At 66.2% G+C, this 20,422-nt stretch carries 12 protein-coding genes; 4 read left to right on the forward strand and 8 right to left on the reverse strand.

The annotated features are described in order from the left end of the window. Nucleotides 1–209: 209 nt before the first annotated feature. Complete coding sequence (locus tag ABG82_RS21415) at nucleotides 210–1,445, forward strand: PucR family transcriptional regulator (protein WP_052510924.1); 1,236 nt, start codon at nucleotides 210–212, stop codon at nucleotides 1,443–1,445. A gap of 141 nt (nucleotides 1,446–1,586) precedes the next feature. Next, a complete protein-coding gene (locus ABG82_RS21420; RefSeq protein ID WP_043076489.1) occupies nucleotides 1,587–2,825 on the forward strand; it encodes an NAD(P)/FAD-dependent oxidoreductase in 1,239 nt (412 codons plus the stop codon). A 21-nt stretch (nucleotides 2,826–2,846) separates the two neighbouring features. Here the strand turns inward: ABG82_RS21420 and ABG82_RS21425 are convergent, their stop codons facing one another. From ABG82_RS21425 to ABG82_RS21460, 8 genes are all read right to left on the reverse strand, one after another. Next, nucleotides 2,847–6,200 (reverse strand): serine hydrolase, encoded by a 3,354-nt coding sequence (locus ABG82_RS21425; protein WP_043076488.1) that lies wholly within the window; start codon nucleotides 6,198–6,200, stop codon nucleotides 2,847–2,849. Between the two features lie 198 nt (nucleotides 6,201–6,398). Next, on the reverse strand, nucleotides 6,399–7,325 hold the full coding sequence (locus ABG82_RS21430) for a LysR family transcriptional regulator (protein ID WP_234707981.1): 927 nt from the start codon (nucleotides 7,323–7,325) through the stop codon (nucleotides 6,399–6,401). A 52-nt stretch (nucleotides 7,326–7,377) separates the two neighbouring features. Next, on the reverse strand, nucleotides 7,378–9,573 hold the full coding sequence (locus ABG82_RS21435; RefSeq protein ID WP_043076486.1) for a thiamine pyrophosphate-dependent enzyme: 2,196 nt from the start codon (nucleotides 9,571–9,573) through the stop codon (nucleotides 7,378–7,380). A gap of 29 nt (nucleotides 9,574–9,602) precedes the next feature. Continuing rightward, complete coding sequence (locus ABG82_RS21440; protein WP_043076485.1) at nucleotides 9,603–10,778, reverse strand: acyl-CoA dehydrogenase family protein; 1,176 nt, start codon at nucleotides 10,776–10,778, stop codon at nucleotides 9,603–9,605. Nucleotides 10,779–10,829: 51 nt separating this feature from the next. Continuing rightward, the gene (locus ABG82_RS21445; RefSeq protein WP_043076484.1) at nucleotides 10,830–11,966 is read right to left on the reverse strand and encodes a Glu/Leu/Phe/Val family dehydrogenase; all 1,137 of its coding nucleotides are present in this window, start codon (nucleotides 11,964–11,966) and stop codon (nucleotides 10,830–10,832) included. A gap of 27 nt (nucleotides 11,967–11,993) precedes the next feature. After that, nucleotides 11,994–13,541, reverse strand: coding sequence for an L-piperidine-6-carboxylate dehydrogenase (gene amaB / locus ABG82_RS21450; RefSeq protein WP_043076483.1), 1,548 nt, complete (start codon nucleotides 13,539–13,541; stop codon nucleotides 11,994–11,996). Continuing rightward, nucleotides 13,514–14,989, reverse strand: coding sequence for a 2-oxoadipate dioxygenase/decarboxylase (gene hglS, locus ABG82_RS21455; protein ID WP_043076636.1), 1,476 nt, complete (start codon nucleotides 14,987–14,989; stop codon nucleotides 13,514–13,516). Before hglS ends, amaB begins: the two co-directional genes overlap by 28 nt. A gap of 182 nt (nucleotides 14,990–15,171) precedes the next feature. Next, nucleotides 15,172–17,994: an FAD-binding and (Fe-S)-binding domain-containing protein gene (locus ABG82_RS21460; protein ID WP_043076482.1), complete on the reverse strand. Its 2,823-nt coding sequence runs from the start codon at nucleotides 17,992–17,994 to the stop codon at nucleotides 15,172–15,174. Between the two features lie 313 nt (nucleotides 17,995–18,307). Here ABG82_RS21460 and ABG82_RS21465 point away from each other — a divergent pair, with 313 nt between their 5' ends. Next, nucleotides 18,308–18,844 carry an NfeD family protein gene (locus ABG82_RS21465; RefSeq protein WP_043076481.1) on the forward strand — a complete coding sequence of 179 codons (537 nt, stop codon included), beginning with the start codon at nucleotides 18,308–18,310 and terminating at the stop codon, nucleotides 18,842–18,844. A gap of 9 nt (nucleotides 18,845–18,853) precedes the next feature. Further along, nucleotides 18,854–20,398, forward strand: a complete 1,545-nt coding sequence (locus tag ABG82_RS21470) for a flotillin family protein (RefSeq protein ID WP_043076480.1) — start codon at nucleotides 18,854–18,856, stop codon at nucleotides 20,396–20,398. Nucleotides 20,399–20,422 lie beyond the last annotated feature (24 nt).

The raw sequence follows: 20,422 nt of genomic DNA on the forward strand, positions 1-20,422 counted from the left end.
CGATGGGCCTGGTCGATGATCACCGACGACACGGCAGCGCCGCTTGTCCGCGCGCACGAAACGACAGGCTTGCCGCTGACGACGGCGACTAACGCCGGGTGTCGCCCACCGCTGAATGGTGACCAACATAAGCAGGCTCAAGAGATTTGAGGTGTAAGGAGTTGCGCCCAGGTGAGAGCGGCATCGATGGTTATGCGGTACCCACATTGATGAGGGAACCCACCGACGACCTGTTCTCCTTCGCCGAAGCCATCGGCGTGTTAGTCGATGCACCGATCACGATCGAGGACAGCGATTCTCGCGTGCTGGCGTTCTCCGGCCGACAGGACGAAACCGACCAGCCCAGAGTAGCGACGGTACTCAATCGGCAGGTTCCCGCCCGCTATCGCGAACGCATGGAACAGTTGGGCGTTTTCGAACATCTGCTGCGTACCGACGAGCCAGTATGGATACCGGCCGAAGCACCCGATATGACGCTGGGACGTAGCGCCATCGCGGTGCGGGCAGGCGGCGAATACCTGGGTTCGTTGTGGGCCGCTTTGGCCGAGCCGCTCTCACCCAAACGTGAAAGCGCGCTACGCGAGTCGGCGAAACTCGCCGCGCACTATATGTTGCGGCACCGCGCTGACGCCGACCCGCAACGCCGACATCACACCAATCTGGTGGCCGCAGTGCTGCGGGGAACCGACGGCGCCGACTATGCCATGACCCGGTTGGGCCTGGGATCGGGACCCGCCGCCGTCCTGGCGTTGGGCTTGCGCCGCCCGCCTAGTACCAAAGGCGACACCGACCTTGGCAGGCTGACCGACGCGCTGGCGATCCATCTGGACGCCATGTATCCACGATCGGCGACCGCACTGGTCAACGGCGTCGGATATGCCGTACTAGCCGCCCCCTCCGGTCCAGATCCACTGGACCACAATCAGAGTCCGGCGGCCGGGATACTCCGGGTGTCGGTGGATTTCCTCGACAGAATCGGTCCCAGAGCCGACGCCATCATCGGGATCGGCCGTGTGATCACGCCACCGGCGCCGATCGCACGATCGCGTCAGGACGCCGAGCGAGCGCTGGAGGTGCTGCGGTCCGGCCGTGTTCCGGACCGGGTCGCTCACTTCCAGGACGTCTACGTCGATTCGCTGTTGATCCAGCTCGCCGGCGCGGCGACGGCCGACGGGCTCGACCCCCTTCAGGCCATTCGATCGGTCGCCGAACAGGGCGCCTACTTTGTCGAGACACTCGAGGCGTGGCTGGACGCCTTCGGTGATGTCCCCACGGCATCGGCGGCACTGCACGTACACCCCAACACATTTCGGTACCGGCTACGTCGGGTACGCCAACTGGTCGACGCCGATCTCGACGACCCCGAGGCGCGCTTCCGGTTGATGGTGCAGCTGCGGCTAAGCCGCATCATCGACAGCACACCACCGAACCACCGGAGCCAATAGCCGCCCTGGGGGCACCCCTGGTGCCGCAGGACAACATTGTGCCTTTCGCTTCTCACACGACGACGATGTGACGACCCGCCACCGCAGCCGAGACTAACGGTTCATCTTCAGCAAACGACTGAAAAGGCGGATGGAAACGTGATGAAGTCAGCTGGCTCAGCGCCAAAGCGAGTAGTGGTGGTCGGGGCCGGAATGGTGGGCCTGGCGACTGCCTGGTTCCTACAGGACCACGGGGTGGAGGTCACCGTCGTCGACCGCAATGGTGTGGCGGCGGGCGCCTCATGGGGCAACGCGGGCTTCTTGACCCCGGGGCTCGCCGCTCCTCTTGCCGAACCGTCAACGCTGCGATACGGCATCGGCAGCCTCGGGAAACGCGATGCGGCATTGAGCATTCCGCTGATGCCGTCCCTGCATACGCTCGGCTTCCTTGCCCACTTCGCGGCGCGATGCACCCATCGAGCATGGCAGCAGGGTGTGGACCGCCTTGCCAGCCTGAACACCGGCGCCCTGGGCGCGTTCGACGCGCTGGTGGCGGGAGGCGTCGACTGCGCGCCTCGTGAATCGTCGATTTTCGTCGGTTACGAGCGCGCCGAACAAAGTGCCCCGCTGCTGCGGGAGGTCGATGCCCTGGCGCGGTCCGGCGTCGAGATCGCCGCACATCGGGCCGGCGCCGATCGCCGGCCCGCGCAGTTCAGCGATGCGATCACCTCGGTGTGGGAGCTCACCGGCCAACGCTTTCTGGAGCCCGAACCGTTCCTACAAACGCTGGCGCAGTCGATTCGGGCACGTGGGGGCGACATCCGTGAAGGCGTTGACGTTCGGGGCATCCGCCACGGGTCCGGCCCGGTATTCGTCGACACTTGCTCGACCGCACCGCTGCGTGCCGATGCCGTCGTGGTGGCCAACGGCGCCTGGATTTCACGGTTCGCGCGTGATCTCGGCATTCGCGTCAGGGTGCAGGCGGGACGCGGCTACTCCTTCTCCGTGGACACCGGATCGGTGGCCGCCCCGCTATACCTGCCCGCGTCCCGGATCGCGTGCACTCCGTACCAGGGCCGGCTTCGGGTGGCCGGGACAATGGAGTTCCGCGGCTCCAACGCGCCCCTGGACTCGAACCGCGTTGACGCGATGATCCGTGCCGCGGCTCCGATGCTGCGCGTGCGCGATTGGGATGTTCAAGATGTCTGGGTGGGACCCCGGCCCATGAGCCACGACAACCTTCCACTCGTCGGTGCCACCAAGCTCCCCGGCGTGTACGCCGCGGGTGGTCACGGCATGTGGGGAATCCTGCAGGGCCCCATCACCGGCCAACTCTTGGCGCGGCAGATCATCACCGGCGTGGTACCGCCTCAGCTGGAGGCGTTCTCACCGGTCCGCTGAGAACGGCCGGACACGACAGGCCTAGACAGTCCCGGCGACGCGCTGCATCGCGCGCACGCCGATATGGATGATCCGCTCACCCGATGGCAGCACACTGAATGTGACTGCCTCCCAGGGACCGTCGTCACCCTGAAGGCGGGTCAGGAGGCGGTCGGCCCCCGCAGGCAACGCCCGCTGTTCGATGACCGGTTCGGCCTCGACAAGCGGACCGGTGTAGGTCTGTCGGATCCGCAACCCATCCTCGCTGGTGAAGACCTCAACGCGCGCCTCCGCCGCCTCGTAGGTGCCGAGGTGCTCGGCCACCGCGCCACGCCAACGTTCTGCGTCACCGGCAATGGGCTGTACCCGCTCCGGCAGGGCAATACCGGCAAGCTCCCCGAAAACCTCGCCCGCGAGGTCCTCGTAGAGCCCGTCGGTGTCGCCACCGTTCGTCAGCAGCGCGAACGCGATGTTGTTTCGCGCATCGAGCACCAAATAAGCGAATTGTCCGATCGTGGCACCGTCATGCCCAAACTGATTACCGTCACCCCAGGTGAAGCGAATCCAGCCCAGCCCCCAGGATCCGATGAGCCGATCGGTCGCGGGCACGTCTACCTCATGCGCCCGCATCGCGGCGACATGTTCTTGCGTCATCAGTCGGGTGCCGTCCGCCGCGACACCGTCGCGCAGATGCAGCGCGGCGAAGGACAGCAGATCGCCCACCGTGCACGAGATGAGCCCGGCCGGCCCCATGGCGCGGGGCAGCACCCACACCGATGCGGGTGCGAGCACGCCGTCGGATTTCTCGTGCCCGACGGCGGCGGCGCGGAGCACCGCCTCCTCGGGCAATGTCACGGTGTTGCGTAATCCCATTGGTTCGCAGAGTAGTTCGCGCATCGCCTGGTCCCACACCTTGCCGGTCGCGCGCTCGATGATGCGACCGAGCAGCACGAATCCGGAGTTGCAGTACGCCCACGAGGCACCCACCGGGAACACACGTTTCAACTCGCCGAGCTGCTCCACATAACGCGCCACGCAGTCGTCGCCGCGGCCGGTGTCGGTAAAGACGTCGCCGTCGAGGCCGCTGGTGTGGTTCATCAGGTGCCGCACGGTGACGCCCTCGTACAAGGCCGACGACGGGTGCAGCTCAGGCAGCAGCTCCAGTACGGGTGTGTCGAGACCGAATTTCCCTTGCTCGATGAGCCGGATCGCGGCGGTGGTGGTCCACACCTTGGTGATCGAGCCGATCTGAAACACGGAGTCAAGCGTCACCGGCGCCCGGTCGCCGAACGCCAGATTCAAGGTGCCCGTGGCGAGTTCGACACGCGACTCCGGGTGCCCGGCGCCAAGTCTCAGCACGCCGAGCTGGGCGCCCGGTACGCCATACTTGTCCGCCAGCTCGGTGAGCCGCCGCTGCCAACGCGCGCTCGGCAACGGCGCCGGCCGTGCCCCGCTCACGTCTCCCGCATAGCGCTGCGCCCATTCGGCGACCCGGCGGGCGTAATCGATGCGATGACTCAGCCGTCCCGCCGCCGGGAACTCGTGGGAGGCACCGGGATAGACCACGAGCTGGGTCCGCACCTGACGTTCCCGCAGGGCCGAGAACCATTGCTGGGCCTGGCCGATGGGGCAACGCAGGTCGGCCGCGCCGTGCAGGATCAACGTCGGCGTCTGCACCTGTTGCGCACGCGACAGCGGGGACAGCTCCCATAACCGTCGGTGGTCGGCCGGCCGCCACGGGAACAACCCAAGTTCGAGCGGGTTGACCTCTGCGCTGTCATCGGCGGTGCCGCCGCCGCTCACCAGGTCGCACATGATGCCGCCCGCGATGGCGGCGACAAAGCGGTTGTCGCGGCTCGGCAGGTCACACGCGATGTAGCCGCCGTAGCTGTAGCCGGTGACGACGATGCGCGCCGGGTCCACCAGCCCCTCGGCGACCAGGGTGTCAACCGGTTCGAGAAAGTCGTTGCGGTCCGCCTCGCCCCAGGCACCGTTCACGCCGGTGTAGAACGCCTCGCCGTAGCCGTCGCTGCCGCGCGGGTTCACCATCAGAATCGTCCAGCCGCACTCCACGAGTTCCTGGTGCTGCAGGTGCCACGCGTCGGCCAGCCCGTTCCAGGCGTTGTGCGGGCCACCGTGGACATCGAGCAGCAGCGGCCCCGGCTCGGTGCAGTCCTCGTTTCGCAGAATCCAGCCCTCGACGGATGAGCCGTCGGTGATCTGGAACCAGCGGCGCTCGCGGCGTCGCATCCGGATCCCGGCGCACGCCGCGCCGTGCGCGGTGATCGGCTCGCACGCGCCACTCGCCAGGTCGATCACGGCGACCTCACCGAAAGACTCGGGGGTCGCCAGGATGGTGACCGCTTTGCCGCCTCCGCAGGCGAAGCCGCTGATCTCGCACTCGGCGGAATCACCCAGTTCTTGCGCGGGGCCGCCGTCCAGGGGCGCGGTGTAGAGCCGCGCATACCCGCCGTCGAGAGCCGCGAACACCACGTCGCCGTTCGATACGGCGGCGGGCCGCGCCCCCGGGTAGCTCGAGCTTCCGGCACGTGCGTTGCGGTCAAGTTCCGGAGCGACCCGCACCACCTCGCCGGTGCCACCGTCGACGACGAAGACGCCCGCATGTCCGCCCGAAACATCTTGGCGGCCAAGCACAACCAGGCGCGTGCCGTCGGGTGTGTAGCTGACGGTCTGGGCCATGCCCTCGGCGAAGGCCAGCAGCCGCGGGTATCCGGTGCCGTCGGCGGCGATGACATGCACCGCCGAGTGCAGGTCGAGTTCGGTGCTGCCCTTCGGGCGCGCCGTGTACGCGAGTTGCCTTGAGTCGGGACTCCATCCGAAGTCCTGAACGTCGCCCTCGCCGTCGGTGAGGCGCCGCACGCTGCCGTGCGTGACATCGATGACGTGCAGATGGGTGCGAATGCCACGCCGGTAGCCCACGCCGTCGAGCTGCGCGTCGAGCGTGTTCACCACGATCGGGAGGCTCTCATCGGCCGTTTTCTCCGCCGATGTGTTGGGCGCCCCGAGGTCGACGTCGGCCAGGGCCGCGAGGCTTCGCCCATCCGGGCTCCATCTCAAAGCAGAAGCGCCAAGCGATAACTCGGTAATCTGCACGGGTTGGCCCCCGGCCACCGGAATCGACCACGGCTGGCCGTCGCGCAGAAACGCGACGGTACGACCGTCCGGGGAGATCACGGGGCACGCATCGGCGGGCCCGGCGGTGACCGCGCGCGCCTCACCGCCCGGGCAGACGGCCCACAAACACGTTGTAGTGCGGTCCAAGTCGCCGTCGTTGCGTTGCAACGTGTAGATGATCTGCTGCCCGTCCGGGGTAACGGTAGCCTCCGCGGGGATCTCCACGTCGAGCAGATCTTCGATGCGCATCGCGCGAGTCATACGGGTCCTCTTTCGCTCCGGGCCTGGGACAGGGAGTGACGTCAACGTTCGAATACGTCTCCCCGGAACGGTGGCAGCACCTGTCACCGTCTGGGTAGTGCGTGGGGCACCATGCGCACGTCGCTCTTTCGTCGTGGCGACCCAACGCCGAGGCCACGGGCACTGGCCCGCTTCGCCGAAGTGCGCCTCGTTGTGTCGTCACGGCGATCCGATCGCCCCCTGTAAATCGTCGTTCACCACGGCCCGCACGACTGCGGTGACGGCTCGCACCGTGCGGCGCGCCACAGAGGCGACGGGGCGGACGAGCACGATCTCACGGCTGAAGTCATCGGCAATACGTAGCCGGACGATGGGCGCCGCGGGGTTGAGCGCAATCATGGTGTCGGTCACGAACGCGACGCCCAGGCCGCGCGCCACCAACGCGAGCGTTACCGCCGAGTCCATGATCTCGTGATGGACATTGGGTTCGAATCCGCTCTGGCGGCACACCGCGCGCACGGCCGCGCCGAACGGGGTATGTCCCGGTGGGATGACAAAAGCCCAATCGGCCAGTTCCCGGAGGTGCACCGCTTCGGCATCGACGGTCCGGCTGAAATCGCGAGACATCGCCAATCCGAATGATTCCCGGCGCAGCATGGTGATCTCGGCATCGCCACTACGCGGCATGGGCGCAATCGGGTAGTCCAAACCGATCGCGGCATCGACGGTGCCCCGACGGACCGCATCGACCACCACGTCGACACTCAGTTCGCGGCTGGTGAGTTCCAGCCGCGGATAACGTCGTTGCGCTTCCGCCATCACGGCGGGCAGCAGTGCCGCGGCCGTACTGCCGAACACCCCGAGGACGAACGGGGCCGACAGTTCTTCATTGACCGATCGCAACGCCTCCAACGCGTCCTGTTCTGCCACCAGGATCCGGTCGGCATGTAACGCAAGGACGCGGCCGGCATCGGTGAGGATGACGTTTCGCCCCGCGCGGGCGACCAACGGTGCACCCACCGCCGTTTCCAGGGCCGAGATTTGCTGGGATACCGCACCCGGGGTGTATCCGAGAGCTTGAGCCACCGACACCATGGTGCCCAACCGGTCCAGCGCGCGCAGCGTGGCCAGGTGCGTCAAACTCATTACCATCGACTAATCCTAATTAGAAGGCGTTGGTAATACATAGATTTACTGATTATTTGGCGGGCTGCCCGTGGGTGCTGCCAACGAGGGATATCGCGGCGTGCGCGATCGCTTCTTCGCTGACCAGAACCTGCAGAGCAGCGTCTCCGAGCGGAATGAAGCTGTCATAGCTGCATACGCGAGCCAACGCGCCGCTGTAGCCGTTGTCGATGAGCTCGGCGAGAACCTGCTGGCCCACTCCCCCGCTGCGCCGGGTCTCGTCGACAATCAGCACATGCCCGGTGGCGGCCGCGTCGCGCAGCACGTCCTTGATCGGTAACGGGGATAGCCACCGTAAATCCGTGACCCGGCAACGGATCCCGTGAGTACGACGCAGCGACTCGGCCACGCGCAGGCTCATCGGGACGCCGTTGCCGAACGTCACGATGGACAGGTGCTCTCCGTCGCCGTAGGTGCGAGCGGTACCGATGGTGGCGTCCAGCAGCTCGTGCGAGCCCGTCAGCCACCCGCCGTCGCCCTCACTGTGCAGATCGCGAGTGTGGTACAGCGCAATCGGTTCCAGATAGACGCACACCGCGCCAGCCTCCACGGCGGCACGCGCGCAGGCCCGCAACATGATTGACGCGTCGTCGGGGTGCGAGGGCGAGGCCACGATGATGCCCGGAATATCCAGTAACGCGGCCACCGAGTCATCGTTATGGAAGTGCCCGCCGAAACCCTTTTGGAAGCCGTAGCCCGCGATGCGGATCACCGCGGGATTGCGGTACTGACCGTTGGAAAAGAACTGCAGCGTCGCGGCCTCCCCGCGGATCTGATCCAGCGCGTTGTGCACATAGGCCAGGTACTGAATCTCCGGGATGGCCAGCAGACCGTTGAGTCCGGCACCGAGCGCCAGACCAAGAATCGTCTGCTCATCGAGGATGGTGTCGAAGACGCGGGCGCCCCCGAAATTCTTCTGCAGGCCGCGGGTCAGTCCGTACACGCCACCCTTGCGGGCCACGTCCTCACCGAACACCAGCGCCTGCGGGTACTCGCAGAGAATGTCCTGTAGCGCAGCGTTAATCGACTGTGCCAGAGTCATTTTGCCTTCGAACGGCTCGCAGCGCACCGTGCGCGAGGCCCGCACCGAGGCGCGCAACGTGCCCCTGAGCGGTTCCATGACCGCAGCCGGCGAATCCAGCTGCGGCAGCTGGCACACCTCGGTGGCCAGTCGCATCACGGTGGCGCGCTTGTGCTCATAGATGTCGAGCAGCTCGCCGGCACTGCGATGCCCCTGTTCGACGAGCATGCGCGCGGTACCCAGGACAGGGTCGCGTGCGTAGTCATCGGAGATCTCGCGCGGGCTGCGATACCCCGGTTCGAAGTCCGAGCCGGCGTGGCCCATCAACCGCACGGTGCTCAGATGCAGGAAGGCGGGGCGCCGGTAATGCCGGACGTAGTCCGCGGCCGCAGACGCCGCGGCGAAGGTTTCCGCGACATCGGCACCGTTGGCGGCGAAGTAGGTGAGGCCCGGCCGGTGCGCGTAGACATTGGCGATCCACCCCTGCGGCGTCTTGGTGCTGATGCCGATGCCGTTGTCCTCACACACGAACAGCAGCGGCACGTCCAGGCCGCGGTAGGTCGCGTTCAGCGCGGCGTTGATGGCACCGACGGCGGTCGAATGATTGGCCGAGGCGTCACCGAAACTGCAGACCACGACAGAGTCCCGCGGCCACGGGCAGCTGCCCCCGGCGCTCGCCTGCCCAAGCAGGAATGCCGTGCCGAATGCCCGCGGCAGATGCGAGGCGATCGTCGAGGTCTGCGGAACGATGTTGAGGTCGTGGCGGCCGAACACCTTGTGCCGGCCACCGGACATCGGTTCCTCGGTGGCCGACACGATGCCCAGCAGCACATCGCGCAACGCGTCGCGTCCGCCGCCACACTGGCGGGCGCGCTGCAAAAAGAACCCGCCCGAACGGTAGTGCAGCAGTGCGGGATCCGTCGGGCGCAGGGCCGCCGCCACGGTGGCGTTGGCTTCGTGCCCTGCCGACCCGATGGTGTAGAAGCCCTGGCCGTCGGCGCGCAAGGCACGTGCGGCCAGGTCGAGATGACGGCTGCCGATCTGGGAGTCAAAAATGTGCAGCGCATCCGTGACTGTCAGCGATGCCCCGGGCCGCACCGGCGCGTTGTCGTCACGCCCCGGTGCGGATGTCACCGCGCTACAGGCTTGCAGCGCGGCAATGAAGTGATCGTCTACGGCATCGGACATCAGATAACTCCCTTCCCCTCAACTACCGGTCACGCAAATGCCGCGTGACCGGTCAGCGCCTGCCCGATCATCAGCAAATGCATCTCGCTGGTGCCTTCATAAGTCAACACCGATTCGAGATTGCATGCGTGCCGCATCACCGGATATTCGGCAGAGATCCCATTGGCCCCCAAAATGGTTCGAGCGGTGCGCGCAATGCTCAGCGCTTCGCGTACGTTGTTCAGCTTGCCCAGGCTCACCTGGTACGGCGCCAGTCCAATGCCGTCCTTGATACGGCCCAGATGTAATGCCAGCAATATGCCCTTGCCGTACTCCAGGCTCATTGTCGAGAGTTTCTCCTGGGTCAGCTGGAACGCCGAGATCGGCTTGCCGAACTGAGAACGGTTCTGCGCGTATTCGATAGCGGTGTACAGGCAGTCGCGGGCGGCGCCCATGGCACCGAATAGGATGCCGAACCGGGCCTCGTTGAGGCACGAGAGCGGGCCGGACAACCCGCGCGCCTCCGGCAGCAGACACGCATCGGGCACCCGCACGTCCTCAAGCACCAGTTCACTGGTGACCGACGCCCGCAGCGACATCTTCGACTCGATGCTGCGCGCACTGAAGCCCGGCGTGTCTGTGGGCACCGCGAAACCGCGGATTCCGTCCTCGGTACGGGCCCACACGACGGCGACATCGGCAATGGATCCATTGGTGATCCACATCTTGGTGCCGTTGATGATCCAGTCGCTGCCGTCGCGCCGCGCGTTGGTCCGCATACCCGATGGGTTGGACCCGAAGTCGGGTTCGGTCAACCCGAAGCAGCCGATGGCCCGCCCCGCCGCCATGGCGGGCAGCCAGCGCTCCTTGAGCTCCTCGCTGCCGAACCGGTGGATGGCGAACATCGCCAGCGAGCCCTGAACGCTGACCAGCGACCGCAGCCCGGAATCGGCGGCCTCCAGCTCCAGGCACGCCAATCCGTACGCCACCGCCGAGGTTCCGGCGCATCCGTACCCCTTCAGGTGCATACCGAACAGGCCGACGGAGCCCAGCTCGGCGGCGAGTTCCCGGACGGGCAGCGCGCCGTCTTGATACCACCGCGCGATGTGCGGGGTGATGCTGCGTGTCATCAAGGTACGCACGCTGCTGCGGATGCTTTTCTCTTCGTCCGACAGCAATTCCTCGATCCCGAACAGCACATCGGGACTCACGGGCACATCGATCATCGGTGGTTCACTCCTAAGGTGAATTGCGGCAGGTGAATTGCGGGGCTTCGGTCATCGCGGCAGACGCCCGCGCAGCGCCATCGCCTCGGCGACTCTCAGCTGCGCGGCATGCCGCGCGGCCTGATGGGTGGTCACGCCGTCGCGAGCCGACATCTCCAAAGCATCGTGGGTTCCCGCGCGCAGTTTGGTGGAGATGTTGGTGAACACCGAGGCCGTGTCCGGCCGCATTCCCGAGGTCCGGGAGTCCATCGCGACCGCGGCGGCCACGACGCCGCCGGCGTTGGCGATGAAGTCGGGCACGACCAGCACGCCCCGCTCGCGCAGAATCTCTTGCGCCGATGGGCTGCTGGGAAGATTGGCGCCCTCGACAACGATCGCGGCGGGCAGCGCCCGCGCCATGTGATCGTCGATGACATCCTGCAGCGCCGCGGGCACCAGGACGTCAGCGGGAACCGTGATCTCCTCGCCGCAGGCAATCGGCTTGGCTGCGCTGTAGTGGTTGACCAGTGCATCGCCATGACGGTCGCGCTCTTTGAGTAGCTGTTCAACATCCAGGCCGTCAGGATTGTGCAGCCCACCCTGCGATGTCGAGATGGCCACGATGGTCGCACCGAGATCCGCCAGTCGCCGCGCGGTAGCCGCTCCCACTGCCCCGAAACCCTGGATGCTCACCGTCAGTGACGCGGTGTCGCGCCCGATGTATTGGGCTGCGGCATCGACTGTTTCGGCTACTCCGTACCCGGTGACACCGAGTTGGTCGTAGGGCAGACCGCCTAGCGCATAGGGGGTTCCCACCGCGCCCCCACGGCCCCCGATCTCGTCCTCCAATATCGCGGCGTCGTCTTCGGTCAATCCGACGTCGAGGCCGAAGACGTACTCTTTGGGGACCTCGTTGTGCAGGGCGCGAGCGAAGGCGCGCAATACCTGTTCCTTATCGGAGGCGTGCGGGTCCGCACGGATGCCCGCCTTGGCGCCGCCGTAGAACAGGTCCACACCCGCCCACTTCCACGTCATGTTGCGCGCCAGGCGCATCACCTCGGTGGTGCTCACCGTGGGCGACATCCGGGTGCCGCCCTTGCCCATTCCGCGCGCAGTGTTGTCGATCACCAACACTCCGCGCATGCCGGTGCGGCGGTCTGAGACGCAGACGACCTTCTCGGGTCCCCATTCATCGATGCTGTCGAGCATTGTCGATTCCTTTCCTCACGCGGGCTATCAGGAGAAGCTGACGCCTTGGGCCAGCGGGAGTTCCGCCGAGTAGTTGATGGTGTTGGTGGCGCGGCGCATGTAGGCCTTCCACGAGTCGGACCCCGATTCACGGCCGCCTCCGGTCGTCTTCTCGCCGCCGAACGCACCGCCGATCTCGGCTCCGGAAGTGCCGATATTGACGTTGGCCAGTCCGCAATCCGAGCCATCGGCGGCGATGAATTGTTCGGCCTCGCGCTGGTCCAGCGTGAAGATTGCCGACGAGAGGCCTTGTGGGACATCGTTATGAATCTCGATGGCCTCGGCCAAGGTGGCGTAGGTCATCACATACAGAATCGGCGCAAACGTCTCGGCTCTGACGATGTCGCTTTGCCTAGGCATCCGCACCACCGCCGGTTCGGCATAGAAGGCCCCGGCCGGCCCTTCGCGACGCTGGCCGCCGATCAACACCGTGCCGCCTTCGGCACGCGCCTGCTCCAGGGCTGCCGACATGTCCGCAAAAGCGCCCGCATTGATGAGCGGGCCCACCAAGGTGGATTCAGACATCGGGTCGCCGATCGGTAACCCACTGTATGCCTTGAGGATACGGCTGATCAGCTCCTCGGCGATATCCTCGTGCACAATCACCCGTCGCAGCGTCGTGCAGCGCTGCCCGGCGGTGCCGGCCGCCGAGAAGACAATGCCGCGGGTGGCCAGATCCAGGTCGGCCGACGGCGCGACGATGGCCGCGTTGTTGCCGCCCAGTTCAAGGATGGCCCGGCCGAACCGCGCCGCGATACGCGGGGCGACCTCGGCACCCATACGTTCCGATCCGGTGGCACTGATCAACGGCACCTTGCGGCTGTCGATCAACGCCTGACTGTCGGCACCCGATGCCGGCACGGTGATGTTGAGGTTCTCCGGCGCACCGACTTCGCGGGCCGCGCGGTCGAACAGCGCCGAACAGGCCGCTGCGGTCAGGGTGGTCAGCTGAGAAGGCTTCCACACCACCGTATCGCCGCACACGATCGCGATCGCGAGGTTCCAGGACCATACCGCTGCAGGGAAGTTGAACGCCGAGATGACACCGACCACCCCCATCGGATGCCAGGTCTCCATCAGCCGGTGCCCCGGCCGTTCGGAGGGCATGGTGCGCCCGCCGAGCTGACGTGACAGGCCCACCGCGAAGTCGCAGATGTCGATCATCTCCTGCACTTCACCGAGGGCCTCGGCGCTGATCTTGCCGACCTCGATGCCGATCAGATGTGCGACATCGGCCTTGTGCTCGGCCAGTAACTCACCGAGGCGCTTGATGAGCCCGCCACGAACGGGCGCCGGAACAGTACGCCACCGCAGGTATGCCTCATGCGCGGCGTCGACAGCTCGTTCAACATCGGCAGCATCGGCGGCAGGAAAGTCGAACAGATCCTCGCCGGTGATCGGGGTACGCGCGGTGATCGTCGAAGAGCCCGCACCCGCGAGCGCGTCGATATCGACCCCGCACCGCGTCAGGCTGGCGCGCGCCAGCGCGCGTAGGTCGTCGGTAGTGGTCAGTTCACATAGCGCGGGGCTGAGCATGCGGTGCGTCCTCCGGATCGTTGTGTCAGTTGCGGAAATTCAAGGCCGCCGTCGATGGACAGCTCGTGCGCCACGGCGGTCAATGAGCAGTGCCGAATCTGGTCATAGAGGTGGTACGGGTCGTGGAGCTCCGTGCCGAGCACGCCCTCCATCCAGGCCGCGTCGATGGTCGTGGCCCGCTGGCCACAGTCCATGACCGTGTCCGAGGTCAGGTTCGATTGGAAGATTCCAGCCGCCGATTTCGGCAGAAAGTCCTCGTAGACAATCGGATCGAGCGACACCCAACGATCCTCGATCAACTTGCGTAAGGTGCGGGGCGGCTCCTGGCCTCGTGGCCGGCGAGTCTCATCCACGTGAAACGTGAAGTAGGCCAGATCGTCAAGGGCCAACTCGGTTTCGGTCAGCGGCACCGATTTGGTCCAGATCTCGGCCTCGAATTCACTGCGCTGATACCTATTCATCGTGACCGTGGGGCTGCACAGCCCTATCAGCCGCTCGACCTCCACTGTCAGGTCGTCGTAGAGTTTGCGGCCCGCCGGAGTGACCGCAATGCCACGTGCCTCGACCTCGCCGAAGCGCACACGTACGTCTCCTTCGGAGTGGCTGCCATCGGCCTCCCGGAACGTACGCATCTCCGCGAGTGCGCGAAATGACGTCTGTCGCAAGAGCAGGTCGGGCCCGCACCAGCGCGGAGGCCCCTGGATGGCATCGATCATGGCGATACCACCGGCCGCCAGCCGATGATGGAGGACATCGATATCGAGCACACGCGGCGTGAGATGATTGATGTGCGTGCTCGGCACGCCGCCGATATCGGCGGCTACCGGTGATACGGCGTGCAATTCCTCGTACCAACCGCGATCAACAGGTTCGCGGGAGAGCCTGAACACCGCTGTCGCGCGGGACAGAAACTGTTCCGCCTCATCAACCGGCAAGCCGTATCGCTCGACCGCCCGGTCAGCCAAATGCAGCAGCTCGTCGTCGAATAGCGTTCGCGCGTTGAGGAAGTTGATGAGCCGTCGTTGCAGGTCCGCGTTGAAGAATCGGCGATCGGTGGGCACCAGCATCGACGCAAAGACACGAAACGGATTGCGGGCCAGCTCATCCTGGTCAATCGGGCGAAAAGCGGTGGACACCACCGGAACCGCGGTGGCGGCGTCACGCAAATCGTAGAAGCCCACCGGGTACATTCCCATGGCCGCGAAAATCCTGGCGGCGTCCGCCATCTCGCGCGGGGAGCCCAGCCGGATGGCGCCGTGTCGCTCGACGCCGACTCGCCCGATCGCACCGAACCGTTCGGCATCGGCACCCCGCTCGGCCCGTACTTGGCGATTGACCTCCCGGGTGACCGACAACAATGTGCGGTAGGCGGGCACCTCTTCGGCGTACATATCCGAAAGTCGCTTGGCGAACTCCGCGCGCAGCCGGTGCGGCTGCACGATGACCATACGCATGAGACTCCTAACGTGTGGGGCAGCGCGCGATTTCGGATCTGTAGCCATCGTCGCAACGCGGATCAATCAAGACAAGCGATGGATACTTAGCTAAATCATTCAGAATTTCTATGTTGTTACGCTGTGGCCTATCACCAACCGGTGCGGCACAGCCAAAGTGCCTCGCGCTGGAGCGTTTATCCGCCCTTGGGCAAGTGCTCCGCGAGCAACTGCGCCAGGTGCCGGCCCTCGACATGGGCCAGATCCGCGAGTTGCGTGCGGCACGAATAGCCGTCGGCGAGTGCGACGGTATTCGGCGCGGCGTTGCGCAACGCCGGTAGCAGCTGCTGTTCGGCAACGGCAACCGAGACGTCGTAGTGGCCCTTCTCGACGCCGAAATTACCTGCCAGCCCGCAGCAGCCACCGAGTCTGTGCACATCGGCGTCGGCGCCGGCCAGCAGTGCCGCGTCGGCATCCCAGGTCATCACGGCGTGGTGGTGGCAATGCGGCTGTGCCACCACGACGGTGCCGCGCAGGGAAGGTGGTGTCCAGCCGCGCGCGGTGAGCAGCTCGGCCAACGTCGTGGTGCCGCCCGCAACGGCCTCGGCGCGCGAGCCGATCAGCTCCAGCGCGTCCGAGCGTAAGACCGCGGTACATGAGGGCTCCATGCCCACGATCGGCGTGCCGCGATCCGCGGCCGCGGTCAAGGAATCAACGGTGCGTCCCAGGATTCTCTTGGCCGCGTCGAGCTGCCCAGTGGTGATCCACGTCAGCGCGCAGCAGGTGGAAGACGCGGACAGCTCAGGCTGGAATCCCGCCGCTTCCAATACTTTTACCATCGCTTGGCCTACTTCCGGAGTGAAGTAGTTGGTAAACGAGTCCACGAACAGCACGACCGGGTCACCGTGACCGGCGTTGGGTGCGTGGACCCGTTCGAACCAATCACGAAAGGTCTGGCGCGCGAACTGCGGCAGGGTGCGCCGGTGATCGACGCCGGCGCCGGCGAGCGCGAGTCGCCCGACACCGGGAAGGGCCATGGCCGCATTGACCAAGCGCGGCGCGGAGCTGGCCATGCGCGCCCACCGGGGCAACCAGCCCAGGCTGTAGTGACTGATCGGCCGCAGCTTGCGCCGATACGTTTGATACAGCACTTCAGATTTGAAGGCAGGCATATCGATCCCGGTGGGACAGTCCGAGGTACAGCCCTTGCACGACAGGCACAGTTCCAGCGCCTCGTGCACCTCCGGCGAGCCCCAACCGCCGGTGACCGCCGAACCATTGATCATCTCCTGCAGCACCCGCGCTCGCCCCCGGGTGGAGTCGCGCTCCTCCCGAGTGGCCAGATATGACGGGCACATGACGCCCCCGGCGGCGCCGTTGTCGGCACGGCACTTACCTACTCCGGTGCACCGGTGCACGGCCTGAGTGAAGTCACCTCCGTCGTGGCGGTAGGCAAAACCGAGATGGCGCCGCAGAATGGGCGCCTCGGCCACCCGCACGTCGGCGTCGACCGGCCGCGGATCCACCACGATGCCCGGATTGAGCATGTTGCCCGGATCGCAGGCGTGCTTAACGGCAGCGAAGGCCGCCAGTGCCGCCGGCGAATACATCTGCGGTAGCAATTCACTGCGGGCGCGACCGTCGCCGTGCTCGCCGGACAACGATCCTCCGTAGCGTCCAACCAGGCTGGCTGCCTCGGTCAGGAAGTTCCGAAACACGGTGCGGCCACCTGATTTATCCAGTGGCCAGTCGATCCGGATATGGATGCATCCATCACCGAAATGCCCGTAGGGCAATCCGTCGACCCCGAACTCGGCCATCAGAGCCTCAAAGTCACGCAGGTAGGCGCCCAGGCGTTGCGGCGGCACGGCCGCGTCCTCCCACCCGGCATGCGCCGGTAGGCCTTTGGCGCTGCGCCCCGACAATCCCGCGCCGTCGGCCCGGATACGCCACAACGCGGACATGGCGGCGGCGCCTGTCACAAGCAACGTATCGTCGGCGCCGCTATCGCCAGCCAGGTGACGGGCCCGCTCGGCCACCTCACCGGCGTCGTCACCTGCGATCTCGACGAACAGCCACGCTCGCCCGCCCGGCAGATCGGGCACCGCGCTCGGCCCGCGACGCCGCCGCACGACGTCGACGATCCGGGAATCGATGCCCTCACAGGCGGTCGGCCCGAATCCCAGCAGATGTGGGGTGGCGTCACCAGCGGCCGCCATATCAGCGAACCCGAGAACCACCAGGATCGTGTGCGCCGGGTCGCGCACCAGCTGCACGGTCGCCTCGGTGACGACCGCCAGCGAGCCTTCCGAGCCCACCAACATGCGGCGGACGTCCAGGCCGCGTTCCGGCGCCAGATGCTCAAGCGCATAGCCGGACACCTGACGGCCGAACGAGCCGAATTCCGTGCGAATGGTGGCCAAATACGCGGAGGCGATCTTCCGCAGGTCCGCCGCGGTCGACGAGCCCGTTCCACTCGTCGCCTCGGCCGTCAACAGCATCGGCTCGCCGTTGCCGAAGTAACCACGCAGACCTCTGACGTTGTCTACGGTGCGACCGTAACCCAGTGTCCTAGAACCACATGCGTTGTTGCCGATCATCCCGCCGATCGTGCAGCGGGTCATTGTCGAGGGATCCGGGCCGAATCGAAGTCCGACGGCCGCGGCGGCATGCTGCAGGCTGGACTGCACCACCCCGGGCTCGACGATCGCCGTGCGCTGTTCAGCGTCGATCGCGCGGATACGCGTCATGTGGCGGCTGAAGTCGATGACCGCCCCGGTACCGATCGCATTGCCGGCAACAGACGTTCCGCCGCCGCGCGCGGTGATGGGCACGCCCTCGGCGCGGCATACCTCCATCGCGACGCGGACTTCCTCGTCATCGTGCGGCCGTATCACCACTAGTGGCCGTACCCGATACAGGGAAGCGTCCGAGGAATAGGCTGCGCGGCTGGTGTCATCGTCGAGGACGTCATGCACACCTGCTTGGCGAAGCGCGGTGGCGAAGCGGGCAGCGGGCATCAGCCGATGCTAGGGCCTGTCGCGCCCTAACTCGTTGCGGAAAGAACCGATTCGGGACCGTATCGCCGACCGTCAGATTGGCGGCGCCATCTCGAATTAGACTGTCAAATAAGGATTTTCGGCGAATCGCTACAACTATGCAGCCAAGATCTACCATAATGGCTATAGTTGCTAAAGGAAATCAGTCACGAAATGTAACTGGTTGAATAGCCGGAGTGCATCACCGCGCGATGGGCACATAGCCAGCGGAACCGATTCGTGGTACCTATGTCGGTGATGGCGAATATCGTCGTTGGCAACGGGGAGGGGTCCAGTGAACGGTCTAACAGTCGGATATCTGGCGGCCTTCGCGGTCGGCGGGATCGCGGTGCTGTCGGCCCTTCTGCTCACCGACATCGGACATGGCGACGGAATGCCGTTTCTTAGCCTGACCTCCCTTTCTGCCGCCCTGACCGGCGCCGGTGCCGGCGGGTTCGCCGCTTCCGCCCTGGGCGTCGCCGCACTGCCGACGGCAATCATCGCTGCTGTCTGCGCCGTTGCGCTGGTGTCTGGCCTGCAACTTTTCTTGAAGTATCTGCGGGGCCAGCAAGCGAACTCTCACTCGGGGCGCGCGTCCTACATCGGCAGGCTCGGCACGGTAACCCTCGAGCTGCCCGCCGCGGGCGGTTGGGGCGAGGTCGCGTTCACCGATGCCGACGGCAACCGGGTGCGTGCGCGGGCGATCACCGCCGAACCCGAGGGGCTGGCCAAGAACGCCGCCGTCTACATCGCCGATGTGGACTCCGAATACCTGCACGTTGTCAGCATTCCCGACGCATCGCCGGATGCGCCTTCCCCGCCCAACCCGTAAGGAATCCGCATGAGCCCGCTTCTCATCGTCGTCATCATCGCCATCGCGGCGCTGGTGCTGTTCGTGGCGCTACCGCTCATCTACGTGCGCAACTACGTCAAGGTGCCGCCGAACGAAGTCGCGGTGTTCACGGGACGCGGTCAGCCGAAGGTGGTGCGTGGCGGTGCCCGGTTCAAGATGCCGGGTATCGAGCGCGTGGACATCATGTCCCTGGAACCGTTCAACGTGAACATCAACCTGCAGAATGCCCTGTCCAACAACGGTGTTCCGGTCAACGTCGAGGCTGTCGGACTAGTGCGCATCGGCTCCAACGACGAGGCCGTGCAGACAGCCGTGCAACGCTTCCTCACCTCCGACCTCTCCGAGTTGCAACGGCAGATCAACGAAATCCTGGCGGGCAGCCTGCGCGGCATCACCGCCACCATGACCGTCGAGGACCTGAACTCCAACCGCGACTCGCTGGCACGCAGCGTGGTCGAAGAGGCCGGCGGCGACCTCGCGCGTATCGGCATGGAGGTCGACGTCCTCAAGATCGCCGGTATCTCCGACCGCAACGGGTACCTGGAGTCACTCGGCCAGCGCCGCATCGCCGAGGTACGCCGGGATGCCACGGTCGGCACCGCCGAGGCCGAACGTGACGCGCAGATCCAGTCCGCACAGGCCCGTCAGGCCGGGGCCATCGCGCAGGCCGAGGCCGATACAGCCATCGCCACCGCCACCCAGAAACGTGACGTCGAGCTGGCCCGGCTGCGCGCGCAGACGGAGGCCGAGAACGCTCAGGCCGACCAGGCCGGTCCCCTCGCCCAGGCACGTGCCGAAAAGGATGTCGGTATCGCCCGCGAACAAGCGGAGGCGGCGCGCGTGCAGGCCCGCACCGAGGTGGAACAACGCCGCACCGAGCAGGCGCAGGCCGCGCTGCAGGCCGATGTGATCGCACCCGCCGAGGCCCGGCGCCAGGCCGATATCGCGATCGCCGAGGGGGCCCGGCAGGCCGCCATCCTCAAGGCGCAGTCCGACGCCGAGGCCGAGCGGCAGAAGGGCGCGGCCGAGGCCGACGCGCGTAAGGCGGCCGCCGATGCGTTCCGGGTGGAACAGCAGGCCGCGGCCGAAGGCGCCAAGGCCAAGCTGCTCGCCGAAGCCGACGGCACGAAGGCCAAACTGCTCGCCGACGCCGAGGGCATCAAGGCCAAGCTGCTGGCCGAGGCCGACGGTAAGAAGGAGGTCGCCGCCGCCCTCAACGCCTACACACCGGAGGCCGCCCGGCTCCTCACCCTCCCGGACATCCTCAACTCGGTGGTGCAGGCCACCGAAGCCGCGTCGAAACCGATCGGCGAGATCGAAAATCTGTCCATCATCGGCGGCGCGGGCGATACCCAGGACGCGTTGGGCACCCTCTTCGGGGTAAGTCCGCAGGCAGTGGCGAAAGTCATTGAGAGTCTCCGGGTCTCGGGGATCGACGTGCCCGATCTCCTGCGGCGCGCCCAACAACCCAACGAACCCGCGCCCCGCGCTCCCGCACCCGCCGCCCATCCGGAAGGATCTGTGGAGGAATAGCGACACCTCCTGCGAAGTTGGGAC

It is taken from the genome of Mycobacteroides immunogenum (genome assembly GCF_001605725.1).
GTDB lineage: Bacteria > Actinomycetota > Actinomycetes > Mycobacteriales > Mycobacteriaceae > Mycobacterium > Mycobacterium immunogenum.